Origin of the sequence: Aeromonas sp. R6-1 (assembly GCF_040908165.1) — a bacterium.
Taxonomy (GTDB): Bacteria; Pseudomonadota; Gammaproteobacteria; order Enterobacterales; family Aeromonadaceae; genus Aeromonas; species Aeromonas caviae.
This window is the reverse complement of record NZ_JBFODF010000053.1, coordinates 161,624-176,738: the sequence shown is the minus strand read 5'-3', so window position 1 is coordinate 176,738 and position 15,115 is coordinate 161,624. Positions and strand designations below refer to the sequence as shown.

General features: G+C 58.9%; 9 protein-coding genes. 3 read left to right on the top strand and 6 right to left on the bottom strand.

All coding sequences use genetic code 11. The features are described 5' to 3' along the window. Positions 1-82: 82 nt before the first annotated feature. Positions 83-310: a hypothetical protein gene (locus AB5Y68_RS17750; protein ID WP_010673513.1), complete on the bottom strand. Its 228-nt coding sequence runs from the start codon at positions 308-310 to the stop codon at positions 83-85. A gap of 899 nt (positions 311-1,209) precedes the next feature. Next, on the bottom strand, positions 1,210-2,160 hold the full coding sequence (locus AB5Y68_RS17745; protein WP_368207425.1) for a transposase: 951 nt from the start codon (positions 2,158-2,160) through the stop codon (positions 1,210-1,212). Positions 2,161-2,989: 829 nt separating this feature from the next. On the opposite strand from AB5Y68_RS17745, the gene AB5Y68_RS17740 reads away from it, so the two are divergent. After that, positions 2,990-4,012, top strand: a complete 1,023-nt coding sequence (locus AB5Y68_RS17740) for a Kiwa anti-phage protein KwaB-like domain-containing protein (RefSeq protein ID WP_039039310.1) — start codon at positions 2,990-2,992, stop codon at positions 4,010-4,012. A gap of 126 nt (positions 4,013-4,138) precedes the next feature. On the opposite strand, the gene AB5Y68_RS17735 is transcribed toward AB5Y68_RS17740, so the two are convergent. The 3 genes from AB5Y68_RS17735 to AB5Y68_RS17725 all read right to left on the bottom strand — a co-directional run bounded on the left by AB5Y68_RS17735 (position 4,139) and on the right by AB5Y68_RS17725 (position 10,894). After that, positions 4,139-6,493 (bottom strand): YgiQ family radical SAM protein, encoded by a 2,355-nt coding sequence (locus AB5Y68_RS17735; RefSeq protein WP_368207423.1) that lies wholly within the window; start codon positions 6,491-6,493, stop codon positions 4,139-4,141. A 196-nt stretch (positions 6,494-6,689) separates the two neighbouring features. Next, entirely contained in the window at positions 6,690-9,842 is a 3,153-nt protein-coding gene (locus AB5Y68_RS17730; RefSeq protein WP_042864225.1) for an efflux RND transporter permease subunit, read from the bottom strand. Next, on the bottom strand, positions 9,842-10,894 hold the full coding sequence (locus tag AB5Y68_RS17725; protein WP_039039307.1) for an efflux RND transporter periplasmic adaptor subunit: 1,053 nt from the start codon (positions 10,892-10,894) through the stop codon (positions 9,842-9,844). The genes AB5Y68_RS17730 and AB5Y68_RS17725 overlap by 1 nt, the downstream gene beginning before the upstream one ends. 210 nt (positions 10,895-11,104) lie before the next feature. Here AB5Y68_RS17725 and AB5Y68_RS17720 point away from each other — a divergent pair, with 210 nt between their 5' ends. Both AB5Y68_RS17720 and rssA read left to right on the top strand, forming a co-directional pair. Further along, positions 11,105-12,661 carry a sensor domain-containing diguanylate cyclase gene (locus AB5Y68_RS17720; RefSeq protein WP_039039306.1) on the top strand — a complete coding sequence of 519 codons (1,557 nt, stop codon included), beginning with the start codon at positions 11,105-11,107 and terminating at the stop codon, positions 12,659-12,661. Positions 12,662-12,695: 34 nt separating this feature from the next. Then, positions 12,696-13,565, top strand: coding sequence for a patatin-like phospholipase RssA (gene rssA, locus AB5Y68_RS17715; protein WP_029313973.1), 870 nt, complete (start codon positions 12,696-12,698; stop codon positions 13,563-13,565). Between the two features lie 65 nt (positions 13,566-13,630). Here rssA and AB5Y68_RS17710 read toward each other — a convergent pair whose 3' ends face one another. Beyond that, entirely contained in the window at positions 13,631-14,992 is a 1,362-nt protein-coding gene (locus tag AB5Y68_RS17710) for a sodium-dependent transporter (RefSeq protein WP_039039305.1), read from the bottom strand. Positions 14,993-15,115: the final 123 nt, after the last annotated feature.

The window sequence follows — 15,115 nt, the reverse complement described above, 5'->3', positions numbered from 1 at the left end:
GGCAGGGCGACAACTGTCGCCCTGCCTGTTACACCCGCACACACCGCCGCACTCGGGCGATTGGCGCTCTTCTCACGTCGAGTTACTCTGCCGATCCGGCCTGCTCTTTGGCATCCCGCCACTTGCCAATCCTGGCGCCCAGCTCGGCGCAAAGCATGGCGCTGACCATGGCACCTATCATCCGGGTCATATCCGACATCTCTGTTGCAACCGGAAGCAGGGGCACGATCAGGTTAAAGGCGATGAGCCCCATCACCAGCCCGAGCCCGCTGCCTACCTTCTCTCTTCGGGATCGCGTTGTTATCGCCATCTGATTGCTCCTGACTTGAACGTTCCACGTGACTCGCCCTTGCCAACGTATCCAGCAAGATAACAAAGCCTTCCTTCATTTGGGACAGCCATCTTTGTGTAGCCATCTTTGTGTACGAATTGTTCCATTGGAGGAACCATTTAAGATCCATCTGTTTCACTGCTGCAAAAAATACTTGCTCAAGCAACACCCACGGTGTCGCAGCGTTGTGAAAAAGGGCCTGATAACAAAGGGCCGATAGCCCCTCTTCCCCAACCCGCCTTATCAGCGCCTTATCAGGAGACCGCCTTATTAGGCCTTATCAGGACAGCCATCTTTTGGAGAAAGCCTTCATCCAGCGCCCAGCACAACTCGTCATCCAGCATTTGCGATGGTATTTGTGGAACTCGGGGGGATTAAAGAGAATGTCTTGGCATCGATGACGCCAATTCATGGCGCCTTATCAGGACAGCCACCTTTTGGAGAAAGCCTTCATCCAGCGCCCAGCACAACTCGTCATCCAGCATTTGCGATGGCATTTGTGAAACTCGGGGGATTAAAGAGAATGTCTTGGCATCGATGACGCCAATTCAGATGCGATCACACAGGCGGGGTGCTGGCGCGATACCGGACGTTGCTATGACACAAGTATTCATCACTCAAAGGGATGGTTGATGACACCGTCGCTGGCCACAGTGCCAGGCAAACTGCTGACAACACCTTATCAGGACAGCCATCTTTTAGAGAAAGCCCTCATCCAGCGCCCAGCACAACTCGTCATCCAGCATGTGCGATGGCATTTGTGAAACTCGGGGGATTAAAAAGAATGTCTTGGCATCGATGACGCCAATTCAGATGCGATCACACCGGTGATGAGCTGGCGCTATACCGGACGTTGTTATGACACAAATATTCATCACTCAAAGGGATGGTTGATGACACCGTCGCTGGCCACAGTGCCAGGCAAACTGCTGACAATGCTCTTTGTCACCCACCACTCTGATACCCTGGCGCCGAAACAGCGTCACTTGCTTGAGCCAGCGCACCTCGTCTAACCCCAGCCGCGCCAGGATGGGGGCAAGACAAACTGGGATATGGCCCCGTTTGTCCACTCGGATGGCGCGACCTGTCCAGTCCACCAGCATCAGGTAATCCGCAAAGGTATATGGCAGGCTATCGGGTCGCGCGTCGTGCGCGAATGGCAACAGCAACGGCGGCAATGGGGCGGCGGACTGCTCGCCATCGAGACGCTGCTTGAGGCTGGTGTAATCGCTCTGTTCAGGCCGATCGGACAATCCCGCTCGTATAGGGTTCAGGTCAACGTAAGTCATGCAGGCCAGCAGGGCTGATTCGGTGAGCAAGGCCTGGCTCTTGAAGCGCCCTTCCCAGAAATGGCCCTTGCAACCATCTTCCCGATTGGCCTGCCGAGCCAGGTTTTCGTTGAGCAACCGCACAAACCAGCTGATGGAATGTAACCGCTCCCGCCACTGTCCTATCAGTTGTTGCACCACAGCGAGTTCGGGCTCAATCAGGGATTCCCCCTGATACCAGCGTCGTACCAGCAGCGGCCACTGGAATAGCGCCGCCCAACGCTCGGCCACCTCTCGCTCGCTCCAATTGGCAGCGGTATCCGGCTCGACCTTGAGCACCAGGTGATAGTGATTGCTCATCACCGCATAGGCACACACACCGATGGCAAACAGTCGCGACAATTGGCCCAACTTGTCCACTACCCACTGGCGCCGATGCTCGTAACTCTGGCCGGAGTGGGCATCTTCCCCGCACAGAAACGCCCGCCGCACACAGCGACTGACCACATGGTAGTAAGGCGTATCCTGCAAACTGATTTGACGTGAACGGGCAATGGTCATGGCTCACCCCCTGGGCAGTGACACCTCAAGCCAAGTACAGGGCTACGCCGCTATCAAAAAGGTGGGTGTCCCAGATTTAGTGACGTTACTCCCCATACAGAAAGGTGGGTGTCCTAGATTTTGTCCTAGATTTTGATATTCTGTTAAAATAATAGGGCAGACATCTCACAAAATATCACTTTGTATATATATGTAGTTGATAGGGGTTGGTTATGAGGGTAAATAAACTACATTTAGGGGCTAGAGTTTCATTATTCATAGTTTCTTATCTCCCTCTATTTTTTATAATGTGTTTCGTACAAATCTATAGCTATAGAGATTACCTAAATTGGAAAGGTATAAACACAGAATCAGTAATTATATTTCTAAAGTATTTTGGAGCAGTAAGTGTTTTGATCTCCTTTTCATTTCTCGGAATTATAGGGCTGGTAATTTTCTTAAAAAATGTGAAGCGGCGCTGTCAAACCAGTGGCAGAACAGTCCGAATTCTTGACATTGAGAATAAAAACAATGAATCAATAAGCTATTTGTTCACATACATAATACCATTTGTTTTCCAAGATTTATCTACACTATCCAATGTCATCCCAATAGCAATATTATTAACAGTAACTGCTTTAATATACATTAATTCAAGTATGATTCTTATAAACCCTACAATAAGTATCTGCTATACGCTATATCAAATATCTTATTTAGATTTAGAAAGTGAAAAGAAGCGTAGTGGAATGATTTTGACTAGATCAAAATACTTAGAAGAAGATGATCTTTTAGACATTGAAGATGTCGGACCTAAACTTTTTTACGCTGAGCCACAAAGGGAATAGAAATGTTAAAACTGGAAGAACTATTGGAATATGCCGAACAATTGAAAGATGATAAAAGAGCTAAAGTCTCTTTATATTTTGTAACAAGGCACCTCAAGGTTGGCATGAGTAAAGTCGCAAAAGTTACAGACAAATACGACTTTAAAGCCATCAAAGCCCCCATAGCCCCTGATATCTCTAGTTTCTTTAAAGTTACACTATCAAACCAGATTATATCTCATGCATCGAAAGATGATATCGAGATGAAAAAATACACTGTGATTGATGATGATATAGATAATAAAATCTATTCCTATGCAATGCACAATGCCCTCTCATTCTCGAAAGTCATAAATGAAGATATCAAGAGTGACAGACCAAAAGTGCTTACTTCTTTATCTGAAATCCAAGATGATTTGTGGGCCTACTGCATCAAATTACAAAAAGGTTCAGAGCTTACATATTCATTTAGAAAAATCAGCAAAGGAAAAGTGACAACAAATGAGCCTCAAAATGTAACTCAACGTATATTTGCTCTTTTTGATAAATCAGATAAAGAACTAAGAACATTTGATGGCAGTGCAGTCAATTTTGATGACAAAATAGACTGCATATACATAAATGAACAATTTTATGTATTTCATAAAAAGAGTTTTGAGTCTATTGTCGGTCTGGAGGCTGAATTTACAGAGGCTGCTCAGAAAACCTTAAATACAATCAAGGAATTTAACCTAGTCGAAGGACTAGACATAATAGAACAAGCGATTCTTCACAAGCCATCATTGAGGAAAACTCTCGCTCATATTGCAGAGAAGGGTAACCATACAACCCTTGATAAAAACGAAGTCCAGTCAATGAATGATGTCTTGAAAATGTTTCAAGATGAAGAATTTATCATTAATGGCGATGGCAAAATTGTCATCCAAAATGAAAAACAAGGTCGTGACTTCCTCAAACTTATGAATGATTATTATAAACAAGGGATGACCACAAAGAAATATTATGGGACAGATAGTGGCAATTTAATAAACCCCGTCAAAAAATAATTTTCGGGGTGATCAGGTTTGAATATTTTCATCTTATAAAAATAAATCTGTATAATGTTATCTAAATTTAAAAAAGGCGACCATCTGGTCGCCTTTATTATTTCTATCGCCTTCCAATCAGCAAACTCACCGAGCCGGTCGCTTGGCACCATTCCCTTTGGCCGCAGGCTTGCCACCCTGCGTAGCGGGTTTGGCGCCCGGCTTGGCTGAACCCGCGCGGGTCGGGGTTTTACCCTTATGGGCGGGTTTTCCGGCAGGTTTGCTTTTACCTGCATTCTGGCCAGCACTCTTGCCTTCGCCCTGTGCGGCCGGTTTGCCATTAGCCGCGCCTTTATGCAGCTGGGAACCCACCGGCTTGCCGCCTGTGCCATTGCCACGCTGATGCGTGATGGCGCTATGGCGAGTCAGGGCGGGCTTGAGGCCCTTGTTGCGGCTGCGCTCGGCCTTGGCTTCGCCACGGCCTTCCGGCGGCACCAGGCAGTCGGGGCCGTTGCCGATCAGGTGGCCCTTGCCCATCTCCAGCAGGGCTTCGCGGATCATCGGCCAGCCGGCCGGATCGTGATAGCGCAGCAGCGCCTTGTGCAGGCGACGACGGCGCTCCCCTTTCACCACGAACACGTCCCCGCCCTGGCGGCTCACCTTGTTGAGGGGGTTTTTCTCGGTGTAATACATGGTGGTGGCGTTGGCGAGCGGCGACGGGTAGAAGTTCTGCACCTGATCGAGCTTGAAGCGGTTTGCTTTAATCCAGAGCGCCATGTTCACCATGTCTTCATCCGTGGTGCCCGGGTGGGCGGATATGAAGTAGGGGATCAGGTACTGCTGCTTGCCCGCCTCTTTGGAGTACTTGTCAAACAGCTCCTTGAAGCTGTAGTAGCTGCCCATGCCCGGCTTCATCATCTTGGAGAGCGGGCCCTCCTCGGTGTGTTCCGGCGCGATCTTGAGGTAGCCGCCGACGTGGTACTTGGCCAGCTCCTTGATATAGCGCGGATCTTCCACCGCGATGTCGTAACGCACCCCGGAGGCGATCAGGATCTTCTTGATGCCCTTGAGGTCACGCGCCTTGCGATAGAGGTTGATGGTCGGGCTGTGGTCGGTATCCATGTGCGGGCAGATGGTCGGCCAGACGCAGGAGGCACGGCGACAGGTCTGCTCGGCCTTGGGGCTTTTGCAGCGGAGCTTATACATGTTGGCGGTGGGGCCGCCCAGATCCGAGATGACGCCGGTAAAGCCCGGCACCTTGTCGCGGATCTCTTCGATTTCTTTGAGGATCGACTCTTCCGAGCGGCTCTGGATGATGCGCCCCTCGTGCTCGGTGATGGAGCAGAAGGAGCAGCCACCGAAGCAGCCACGCATGATGTTGACCGAGGTCTTGATCATGTCGTAGGCCGGGATCTTCTCCTTGCCATAGGCCGGGTGCGGCACTCGCTGGTACGGCAGGCCGAACACCCCGTCCATCTCGTCGGTTTCGAGCGGGAAGGCGGGCGGGTTGACCCAGATGATGCGATCGCCGTGGGCCTGCGACAGCGCGCGGGCGCAGCCGGGGTTGGTCTCGTGGTGGAGGATGCGCGACGCATGGGCGTAGAGCACCTTGTCCTCCTTCACCCGCTCGAACGCCGGCAGCTTGACATAGGTCTTCTCCCACGGCTTTTGCTTGGGCGGCTGCACCAGGATGGGCTTGGCCTCCTGCTCCACCGGCGCGGTACCCTCGTCATCGCTGCATGGCGCCCCTTCCATATAGGGGTTGGGGATGGGATCGATGCGGCCAATCTGGTCGAGCTTGCTCGAATCCACCCCGCGCCAGCCCGGCAGTGGCTCCTTGCGGATCACGGCGGTGCCGCGAATGTCCTGCATGGTCTCGATGGTCTCGCCGCCTGCGATGCGGTGAGCCACTTCAACCAGGGGGCGCTCGGCGTTGCCGTAGATGAGGATGTCGGCCTTGGCGTCGATGAGGATGGAGCGACGGATGGTCTCGGACCAGTAGTCGTAGTGGGCGATACGGCGCAGGGATGCCTCGATGCCGCCGATGACCACCGGCACCTCTTTATAGGCCTCTTTGCAGCGCTGGGTGTAGACCAGGGTGGCGCGATCCGGCCGCTTGCCGCCCACATCCCCCGGGGTGTAGGCATCGTCGTGACGCAGCTTCTTGTCGGCGGTGTAGCGGTTGATCATGGAGTCCATGTTGCCCGCCGTCACCCCGTAGAAGAGGTTGGGCTTGCCCAGGCGCATGAAGTCATCTTTCGATGACCAGTCCGGCTGGGCGATGATGCCGACCCGAAAACCCTGGGATTCGAGCATGCGGCCGATCACCGCCATGCCGAAGCTTGGGTGATCCACGTAGGCGTCGCCTGTCACCAGCACGATGTCGCAGCTGTCCCAGCCGAGCTTGTCCATCTCCGCGCGGGACATGGGCAGGAAGGGCGCCGTGCCGTAGCACTCGGCCCAGTAACGGGGATAGGAGAAGAGGTTGGTAACCGGCTGCATTTTGACCACCTGGAACAATTCGGGTCGCGCATTATACCGGCAGAGCCAGGCGGGGGCGACGGCTTTTTGCCCCTACAGAACGCGAGGGGAAGGGGCGCCTTCGAGCGGGCGCGACAGCTCGGCGTGACAAGCTCAGATCTCATCAGCAAACAGGGCGCCCATTGGCGCCCTGCTTGCTGTTATCCGGGTCGGCACGCTATGCCGCCGGTTTGTCCCGCCCCTCGGGGGCCACCGCCCCCGGCACCGGGGAGGGACTGGCCGGGGTTGCCGTGGCCAGTACCTCGTCCACCAGTCGGTCCCGCGCCCCCGTCATCCCCGCGCGTCTGGCGATCAGGTGATAGATGGCGGGCACCACCAGCAGGGTCACCAGGGTCGCCAAGGACAAGCCGAAGAAGACCACGGTCCCCACGGCCATCCGGCTCTCGTACCCCGCCCCCATGGAGAGCATCAGGGGCACGGCGCCGATGATGGCGGTGAGCGAGGTCATCAAGATGGGGCGCAGGCGGCGCACCGACCCCTTGATGATCGCCTCCTCGAACCCTTCACCCCGCTGGCGCAGCTGGTTGATGAACTCCACGATGAGGATACCGTTCTTGGTCACCATGCCGATGAGCATGATCATGCCTATCTGGCTGTAGATGCTGAGCTCCTGCCCCGTGAGCCAGAGGCCGAGCAGGCCGCCGAAGATGCCGAGCGGCACCGTCATCATCACCACCGCCGGGGTCAGCAGGCTCTCGAACTGGGCCACCAGCACCAGATAGACCACCAGCAGGGCCAGGCCGAACACCAGTGCCATCTCCCCCTGGTTGTCGCGATAGTCCTTGGACTCGCCGGCATAATCCACCGACATGCCGGTGGGCAGGTGATCTGCGGCCCAGCCATCCAGGAAGTCGAGCGCCTCCCCCAGGGTGTGGCCGGGGGCCACGTCCGCGGTGAGGGTGACCGCCTTCTGGCGCTGGTAGTGGTTGAGGCGCTGGGGACTCGCCACCTGGGTGACGGTCGCCAGGGTGGAGAGGCTCACCATCTCGCCGCTCGCGGCTTTCAAATAGATGCGGCTGATGTCGGAGATGCCGTTGAACTGGGTCTGGTTGGCGCGCAGGTAGACATCATACTCTTCGCCCCTGTCCACATAGGTGGTCTGGCTGACGCCACCGAGCAGGGCCTGCAGGGAGCTTGCGATGGTGGAGACCGGAATGCCGAGCTGGGTGGCTCGCTCCCGCTCTATGGTCACCTGCAGCTCCGGGGTCTTCTCGGCATAGTCGAGATCCGGGCTCTGCATCAGCCCGCTCTGGGCCGCCGCCTCCTTGAGCGCCAGCCCCTGCTGGTTGAGCTCGCCGTAATCGGAGCCTTGCAGCACGAACTGCACCGCCGCGGTGGAGCCGCCTCTGAACCCCGGCTGGAAGGTGCGGATCATCACGTCGGGGATGCCGGCGAGGCGACCGCTCAGGGAGCGGCCAAACTCGGTGGCCGTTTCGTCCCGCACCGCCCAGTCACTGAGCTGGATGATGGCCATGCCGGTCTGATCGCCGCCGCGCCCGAAGGCCGGGGTGCTGAAGCTCATGGCCTGCACCACCCCCTTGCCGAGCAGCGGCAGGATGGCGGCCTCCACCTGCTGCATGTTGCGCTTCATCCGCTCGATGCTGGTGCCCTCCGCCCCTTTCACGAACACATAGAGCACGCCCCTGTCCTCGGTCGGGGTAAGGCTCGCGGGCAGCTTGCCAAAGAGGGCGCCAATGCCGCCAAGGCAGAGCAGCAACACCAGGGGCATCCAGACGGCGCGGCGCAGCACGGCCCCCAGCACGCGGCGATAACGCTCCTCCACCCAGCCAAGTCCCTTGTCCAGGGTGGCGGTCAGGGCGTTGGGCTTGTCCACGGCACGCATCAGCCAGGAGCCCATGGCCGGGGTCAGGGTGAGCGCCACCAGGGAGGAGAAGAGCACGGCCAAGGAGAGCAGGATGGCGAACTCGGTGAAGAGGCGCCCCACCATGCCGTCCATGAAGGCGATGGGCACGAACACCATCACCAGCACGGCGGTGGTGGCGATGACGGCAAAGCCCACCTCCCGGGTGCCGTGCCAGGCCGCCATCAAGGGGGACTCGCCCCGTTGCAGGTGGTGGTGGATGTTCTCCACCACCACGATGGCGTCATCCACCACCAGGCCGATGGCGAGGATGAGGGCCAGCAAGGTGATGAGATTGATGGAAAAGCCCAGATACCAGGCACCGATGAAGGCCGAAATCAGGGAGACGGGCACCGTGATGGCGGGGATGAGCGTGGTGCGCCCCTGCCCGAGGAAGAGATAGAGCACGGCGACTACCAGCAGAGCGCAGATGGCGAGTGTCTCGTATACCTCGTCGATGGCCTGCTTGATGAAGATGGTGGAGTCGTAGTCGACCTCAAGGGTGGCCCCCTCCGGCAGGAAGCGCTGCATCTCCACGAGCTTCTTCTCGATGCCCTGGGCCACCGCCAGGGGGTTGGCTGTGGATTGAGCGACGATGCCAATCCCCAGGCTCTCGCGGCCGTTGCGCTGATAGGCGCTGTCTTCGTTCTTGGCCCCCACCTCCACATCCGCAATGTCCGCCAGATAGATGCTCTGACCATTGGTGGCGGTTTTGACCGGCAGGGTGCGAAAATCTTCCGCACTGTGATAGAGCCGTGCGATCTGCACCGCCATGGTCATGGTGTTGTTGCGGATCTCGCCGCCCGGCAGCTCGATGTTCTCCCGCTTGAGGGCATCCTGCACGTCGGCCACCGTGATGCCGCGGGCCGCCATGTCGGCGGGGCGCAGCCGCACGTACATCACCTGGGTCAGGTCCCCGGAGAGAGACACCTCGCTCACTCCATCCACCAGGCTCAAGGGGTCCACCAGCATGCGATTGGCGTAATCCGTCATGGCGGTACGGTCCATCTGGGTGCTGCTGAAGTTGAGCCAGATGGCCACATCCCCGTTGCCGTTGTCCTTGGTCACCATGGGCTCGTCCGCCCCGTCTGGCAGCTTGGGTCTGGCCCGGGAGATGGCGTCACGCACGTCGGAGGTGCCCTCCAGCATGTTCCAGCCGAGCTTGAACTCCACCGTGATGGAGGAGCGCCCCTTGCGGGTCACCGAGTTGATGTTCTTGATGCCGCTGATGCCGGAGAGCTGATCCTCGATGGGCTTGGTGACCTGGCTCTCCATCACCTCGGGGGCCGCTCCCTCATAGGTGGTGGTGATGGAAACGGACGGGGTCTGCACATCCGGCATCTCCCGCACGGTGAGTTTGCTGAAGGCCACCAGGCCGAACACGGTGAGCAGGGCGCTGATGACCACCGCCACCAGGGGACGGCGTACTGAGATATCGGAGAGCCACATCAGCCTTTCACCTCGCCCAGATCACGTACCTGGGCGCCGTCTCGCAGATTGACCAGCCCCTCCACCGCGATGCGATCGCCGACGTTCAACCCCTTGAGCACCCAGACGGCCTCGCCATGGGTGTCGCCAAGCTCCACCGGCACCCGCTTCACCCGTCCGTCCGCCTCCAGGCGATAGACGAAGCGCTGCTCGCCGGCGTACTCCACCGACTGGGCGGGGATCAGGGTCATCTTCTGGGGTGGCAGAGAGAGATCCACGTTCATCAGCATGCCGGGACGCAGCTGGCCACCGGTGTTGGGCAGGATGACACGCGCCTTGATGTTCTGGGTGTCGCTGGAGATCCGGCTGTCGAGGGTCTCCAGCACGCCGGAAAAGGATTGATCCGGCCAGGCCGAGCTGGTTGCCGTCACCGCCATGCCGGGGCGCAGCAGGGAGAGGTAGCGCTCGGGCACCGCCAGATCGAGCCGCAGTTTTGCCAGCTCGTCCAGATGCAAGAGCACGTCGCCGCTGTTGACCAGGGCTCCTTCGCTGAGATCGATGAGGCTGACGGTGCCGTCGAAGGGGGCGGCCAGGGTGCGCAGGGAGAGCTCGTAACGGGCCGCATCGACCCGGGCCTGGGCCTGGGCAACAGTCGCCTCCTGCCCCTCCAGCTCCGAGGTGGTGACGGCGCCTCGCGCCACCAGCTTGCGCATGTCCCGCAGCTTGCGAGCCTCGTCGCGCACGCTGGCGCTCTGCTCGGCCAGCTCCGCCTGCTGCTTGCCCGCATCCAGGGCGATCAGGGTCTGCCCCTGTTTGACCTGCTGGCCGGAGCTCACCGCGATGGTGGCAATGCGGCCGGTCACCTCGGGACTGATGGCCACGGAGCGATTGGCCGCAAGCTTGCTCACCAGCTTGATGGAGGGCTCGGCCAGGCTCTGCCTGACGGTTTCGGCCCTGATATTGATCTCTCTTGGTGCAGGCTTGCTGGCGGGTTCAGCCTGCCGCAGATGCCAGGCGCCCGCCGCCAGCAATAGAAGAAGAGGGAAAAGCCACAGCCACACGCGCGTTTTCATCACAAGATCCATGCAGTCAAAGAGAGAGGAAGAAGAGATAGCTTCATCAAGGATGGCACCATGTTACCCCCTGACTATGCCGTGACTATGTATAAATGTGACAAAACGTAACAGTCCGGTGAGAAGATCATCAAAAACGCATCTTGTCGGCACGCGCGTCAGGGTTCTGCCTTACACTGATGCCGACTCTCGCCATCTTCCGGTACGCCCATGTCCATTCCCTCCCCCGCCTTTGCCAGATACCGATTGCAGTGGCTGCTGCTGGGCCTCGGCCTGCTGCTGTTGCTGCTCGCCCTGCAACATGCGTTTCGCCAGGTTACCGAGATCAACAAGCGTGACACCATCAACGCCGCGACCCAGCTCAGCAGCCAGCACCAGCGGATGGAGACCTTCCTTGAGGCCATGCGCGGCCAGGCGGAGGAGCGCCTGCGCAGCAATCCCCAGTCCGTGCTCTCTCGCCAGCTCTATCAGGCGCTGCAATCCGACGGGGAGCACGGCATCAACCTGGATCGCATCCCCGTCGATCTGCCCCCCGCCCTCATCGGCAACCTGACCGGGCAGGGCCCGCTGCCCCACGACGGCAGCGAGCGGCAAGCCAGAATACATCTCGCCCTCAGCCTCTCCCCCTTGCTCGCCACCGCCAGCAAGCTGCTGGACAGGGACGTGGCCTGGATCTACTTCACCGGTACGGACAATTTCATCTACCTCTATCCCTGGGTGCCATCCAGCCAGTTTCGCTTCGATCCCGTGATTTACAGCAAGGCCTACTGGCAGGAGGCGATGGCCAGGTATCCCCACCTGGAGCACGCCATGCTCTCGCGCCCCTACCAGGATTTTGCCGGACGAGGGCAGATGATCACCCTCTCCCAGCCCATTACCCAGGGAGGCCAGATCATTGGCCTGCTCAGCATCGACATCCAGACCGTCACGCTGGCGCAGACCCTGCACCGCCTCGCCCCCCGGATTGGTACCCTGTTCCTGCTCAACGCCCATCAGCAGATCCTCGCCAGCAGCCAGTCCGGAACCGCGCCGCCCCCGGTCAGGACGGCGCAGTCAGCGGAATATGAGTGGCAACAGGGCGCCTTGCAGCTCGTCTATCCCATCCCGGAGACACCGCTCTCCCTCATCCATCGCATCCCGCTGCTGCCTCTGCTGCAGACGCTGTTGTGGCAATCGGCAACGGCGCTCATCACCATTCTCTGTCTGGTGGTGGCGACCGTCTCCAGCCTGCGTGCCCAGCGCCTCAACCGGCGTCTCAACTACCTGTCGCGCCACGATGCCCTGACCGGCGCCTTCAACCGCCACTACTTCGATGCCTTCGAACACCGCCAGGCCCTGGCAGGCCGCCAACGCATCGGCGCCATCATGTTTGACTGCGATCACTTCAAACAGGTCAACGACCGTTTCGGCCACGGGGTGGGCGATCAGGTCCTCATCCGTCTGGTGCAGCTCTGCCAATCCTTGCTGACACGGGAGTGCCACCTGATCCGCTGGGGCGGCGAGGAGTTCCTGCTGCTCGTCGCCGATGAAGCGATCCCTCTGGCCCCCTTGGCCGAGCGGCTTCGCCTGTGCATAGCAGAGCATCCCTGGAGCGCGATTGCGGCCGAGCTGAAGGTGACCGTCAGCCTGGGCCACTGTCGCCAATCACCAGCCATCTCCTTGCAGGAGGTGATCCGCCGCGCCGATATCGCCCTCTATCAGGCCAAGGCCAACGGCCGCAATCGCAGCGAAGCGTGGCGGGATGACGGACAGGAGAAGCCGGAGTAAGCTGGACTCCCACTTCATGTCAGGAGACGCAACTGTGTCACGAAAACCCCGTCTGGGATTGGCCCTGGGTAGCGGTGCGGCCCGAGGATGGGCCCACATCGGCATCATCCGTGCCCTGGAGCGACTGGGCGTCAAGCCGGATCTGGTGGCTGGCTGCTCCATCGGCAGCTTTGTCGGCGCCGCCTATGCCGCAGGTGAACTGGACAAGCTGGAGAGCTGGGTGCGCGGCTTCAGCCGCCTGCAGGTGATGGGACTGCTCGATCCTGCCCTCTCCGGCGGCCTGTTTCGCGGTGACAAGGTGTTTGGCATCGCCGCCGGCCATCTGGGGGATCCCGCCATCGAAAGCCTGCCGCTGCCCTTTGCCTGCGTCGCCACCGAACTCGATACCGGTCGCGAGATCTGGTTGCAGGAAGGGCCGCTTCGCCAGTGTGTGCGCGCCTCCTGCGGTATGCCCGGCCTACTCACCCCGACCCGGGTGGAGGATCGCTGGCTGGTGGACGGGGCCGTGGTCAACCCGGTCCCCATCTCCCTGGCCCGCGCCATGGGAGCCGAGGTGGTGATCGCCGTCAACCTCAACACCGACATGCACCAGCCCTGGACCGACGAACCGGACGAGCCCGTGCAGGGGGGGCTGCTCAGCCAGTGGTTGAACCGGGGCGAGCGCGAACCCAGTACCCCCGGCATGTGGGGGGTGATGACGGGCTCCATCAACATCATGCAGGAGCGCATCACCCGTGCCCGGATGGCCGGGGATCCCCCCGAGATCCAGCTCTGCCCGCGCCTTGGCAACCTCTCCATCATGGATTTCCACCGCGCGAGCGACGCCATCAACGAGGGGGAAGCCTGTGTCGAGCGCAACCTGGAGCAGCTCAAGGAGGAGCTGTCACGACTCTGCCTGATATGAAGGCATATCGGGGTAAAAGACAAAAAGAGCGCCAATAGGCGCTTTTTTGTTTCGGGTTACGCGGCTCAGAACAGCCCCAGCCCCTTGAGCATCACTACCAGGATCAGCAGCGGCGACACATAGCGGATGATGAAAAACAGGGGGCTGAGGATGGGCAGCGCCAGCTTGCCTCCATTGGTCAGCGCCGTCGTCATCCGCTCGAATCCCCATACCCAGCCCACAAAGAGGCAGAGGAAGATGCCGCCAAGGGGCATCAGCACGTTGGAAGAGACGAAGTCGAACAGATCGAAGAAGGTTTTCCCGCCAACCTGCACATCCGCCAGCGTGCTGCTCGAGAGCGCACAGGTCGAGCCGACCGCCCCCAGCACCAGCAGGTTGATCAGGGTCGCCCTTGTGCGGCTCATGTGAAAGCGCTCGGAGAGCACCGAGACCGGCACCTCCAGGATGGAGAGCATGGCCCCGGTGGCTGCGATGGCGGAGAGCACGAAAAAGAGCACCATGAAGAGGTGTCCAAACGGGATGCTGGCAAACACCGCGGGTATGGTGATGAACAGCAGGGAGGGGCCTGCGCTCGGCTCGAAGCCAAAGGCAAACACCGCCGGGAAGATGGCGATCCCCGCCAGCATGGAGACGAAGAGATCCGCGCACATCACCCGTACCGTGGTGAGAGGGATGTGCTGATCGTCCCGAAAGTAGCTGCCATAGGTCATCATGCAGCCCATCCCGATGGAGAGCTTGAAGAACGCCAGCCCCATGGCCGTCAGCACGACGCCTGCGGTCACCTTGGAGAAATCCGGCGAGAACAGGAAATGCAGTCCTTCGCTCGCTCCGGGCAGAGTCAGGCTGCGCACGCCTATCACCAGCAGCAGGATGAAGAGCAGTGGCATCAACCGCTTGGTGACCGCTTCGATCCCCCTGGAGACCCCCATTAGCAAGATCCCCCCCATCAGGGCCAGCACCAGCCACTGCCAGAGCAGACTCTGCAAGGGATCCGTGATGAGTGAATTGAAGGCAGCACCCGTGACGGCGGGATCGGTGGAGAGGATCTCGCCGCTGGCCGCCTTGAAGATGTAGGCAAACACCCAGGCCGCCACCTCGGAGTAGAACGACATGATGAGGAAGGCCGCGCTCACCCCCATGGCGGCGATCAGCCACCAGGGTTGCCCCTTCGGAGCCAGCTTGATGAGCCCGCTGACCGCATCCGTCCTGGCCTCGCGCCCCAGCATGATCTCGGAGATCATCACCGGCAATCCCACCAGCAGGGTGGCGACGACATAGACCAGCAGAAAACCGGCGCCACCGTTCTCACCGGTCAGATAGGGAAACTTCCAGATATTGCCGAGCCCGACGGCAGACCCCAGGGTCGCGGCCAGCACGCCAAAGGTGCTGGTAAACCCATCTCTGGCTTTGGTAATGGATTGGCTCATCGTTGTCTCGCTGTGTGGATCACCGCCTGAATTAAAAGGGTCGGAGTGTTCCGTGGATTAATCCAGCCCGACAAGATGATTTAGTGAAAATCGCCGTTGACCGCACACAACCCATTATTTAAT

Coding starts and splice junctions, on each gene's coding strand:
- AB5Y68_RS17710 (WP_039039305.1), bottom strand. CDS start 14,992: ATGAGCCAATCCATTACCAAAGCCAGAGATGGGTTTACCAGCACCTTT.
- AB5Y68_RS17725 (WP_039039307.1), bottom strand. CDS start 10,894: ATGAAAACGCGCGTGTGGCTGTGGCTTTTCCCTCTTCTTCTATTGCTG.
- AB5Y68_RS17740 (WP_039039310.1), top strand. CDS start 2,990: ATGTTAAAACTGGAAGAACTATTGGAATATGCCGAACAATTGAAAGAT.
- AB5Y68_RS17730 (WP_042864225.1), bottom strand. CDS start 9,842: ATGTGGCTCTCCGATATCTCAGTACGCCGTCCCCTGGTGGCGGTGGTC.
- AB5Y68_RS17735 (WP_368207423.1), bottom strand. CDS start 6,493: ATGCAGCCGGTTACCAACCTCTTCTCCTATCCCCGTTACTGGGCCGAG.
- AB5Y68_RS17745 (WP_368207425.1), bottom strand. CDS start 2,160: ATGACCATTGCCCGTTCACGTCAAATCAGTTTGCAGGATACGCCTTAC.
- AB5Y68_RS17720 (WP_039039306.1), top strand. CDS start 11,105: ATGTCCATTCCCTCCCCCGCCTTTGCCAGATACCGATTGCAGTGGCTG.
- AB5Y68_RS17750 (WP_010673513.1), bottom strand. CDS start 310: ATGGCGATAACAACGCGATCCCGAAGAGAGAAGGTAGGCAGCGGGCTC.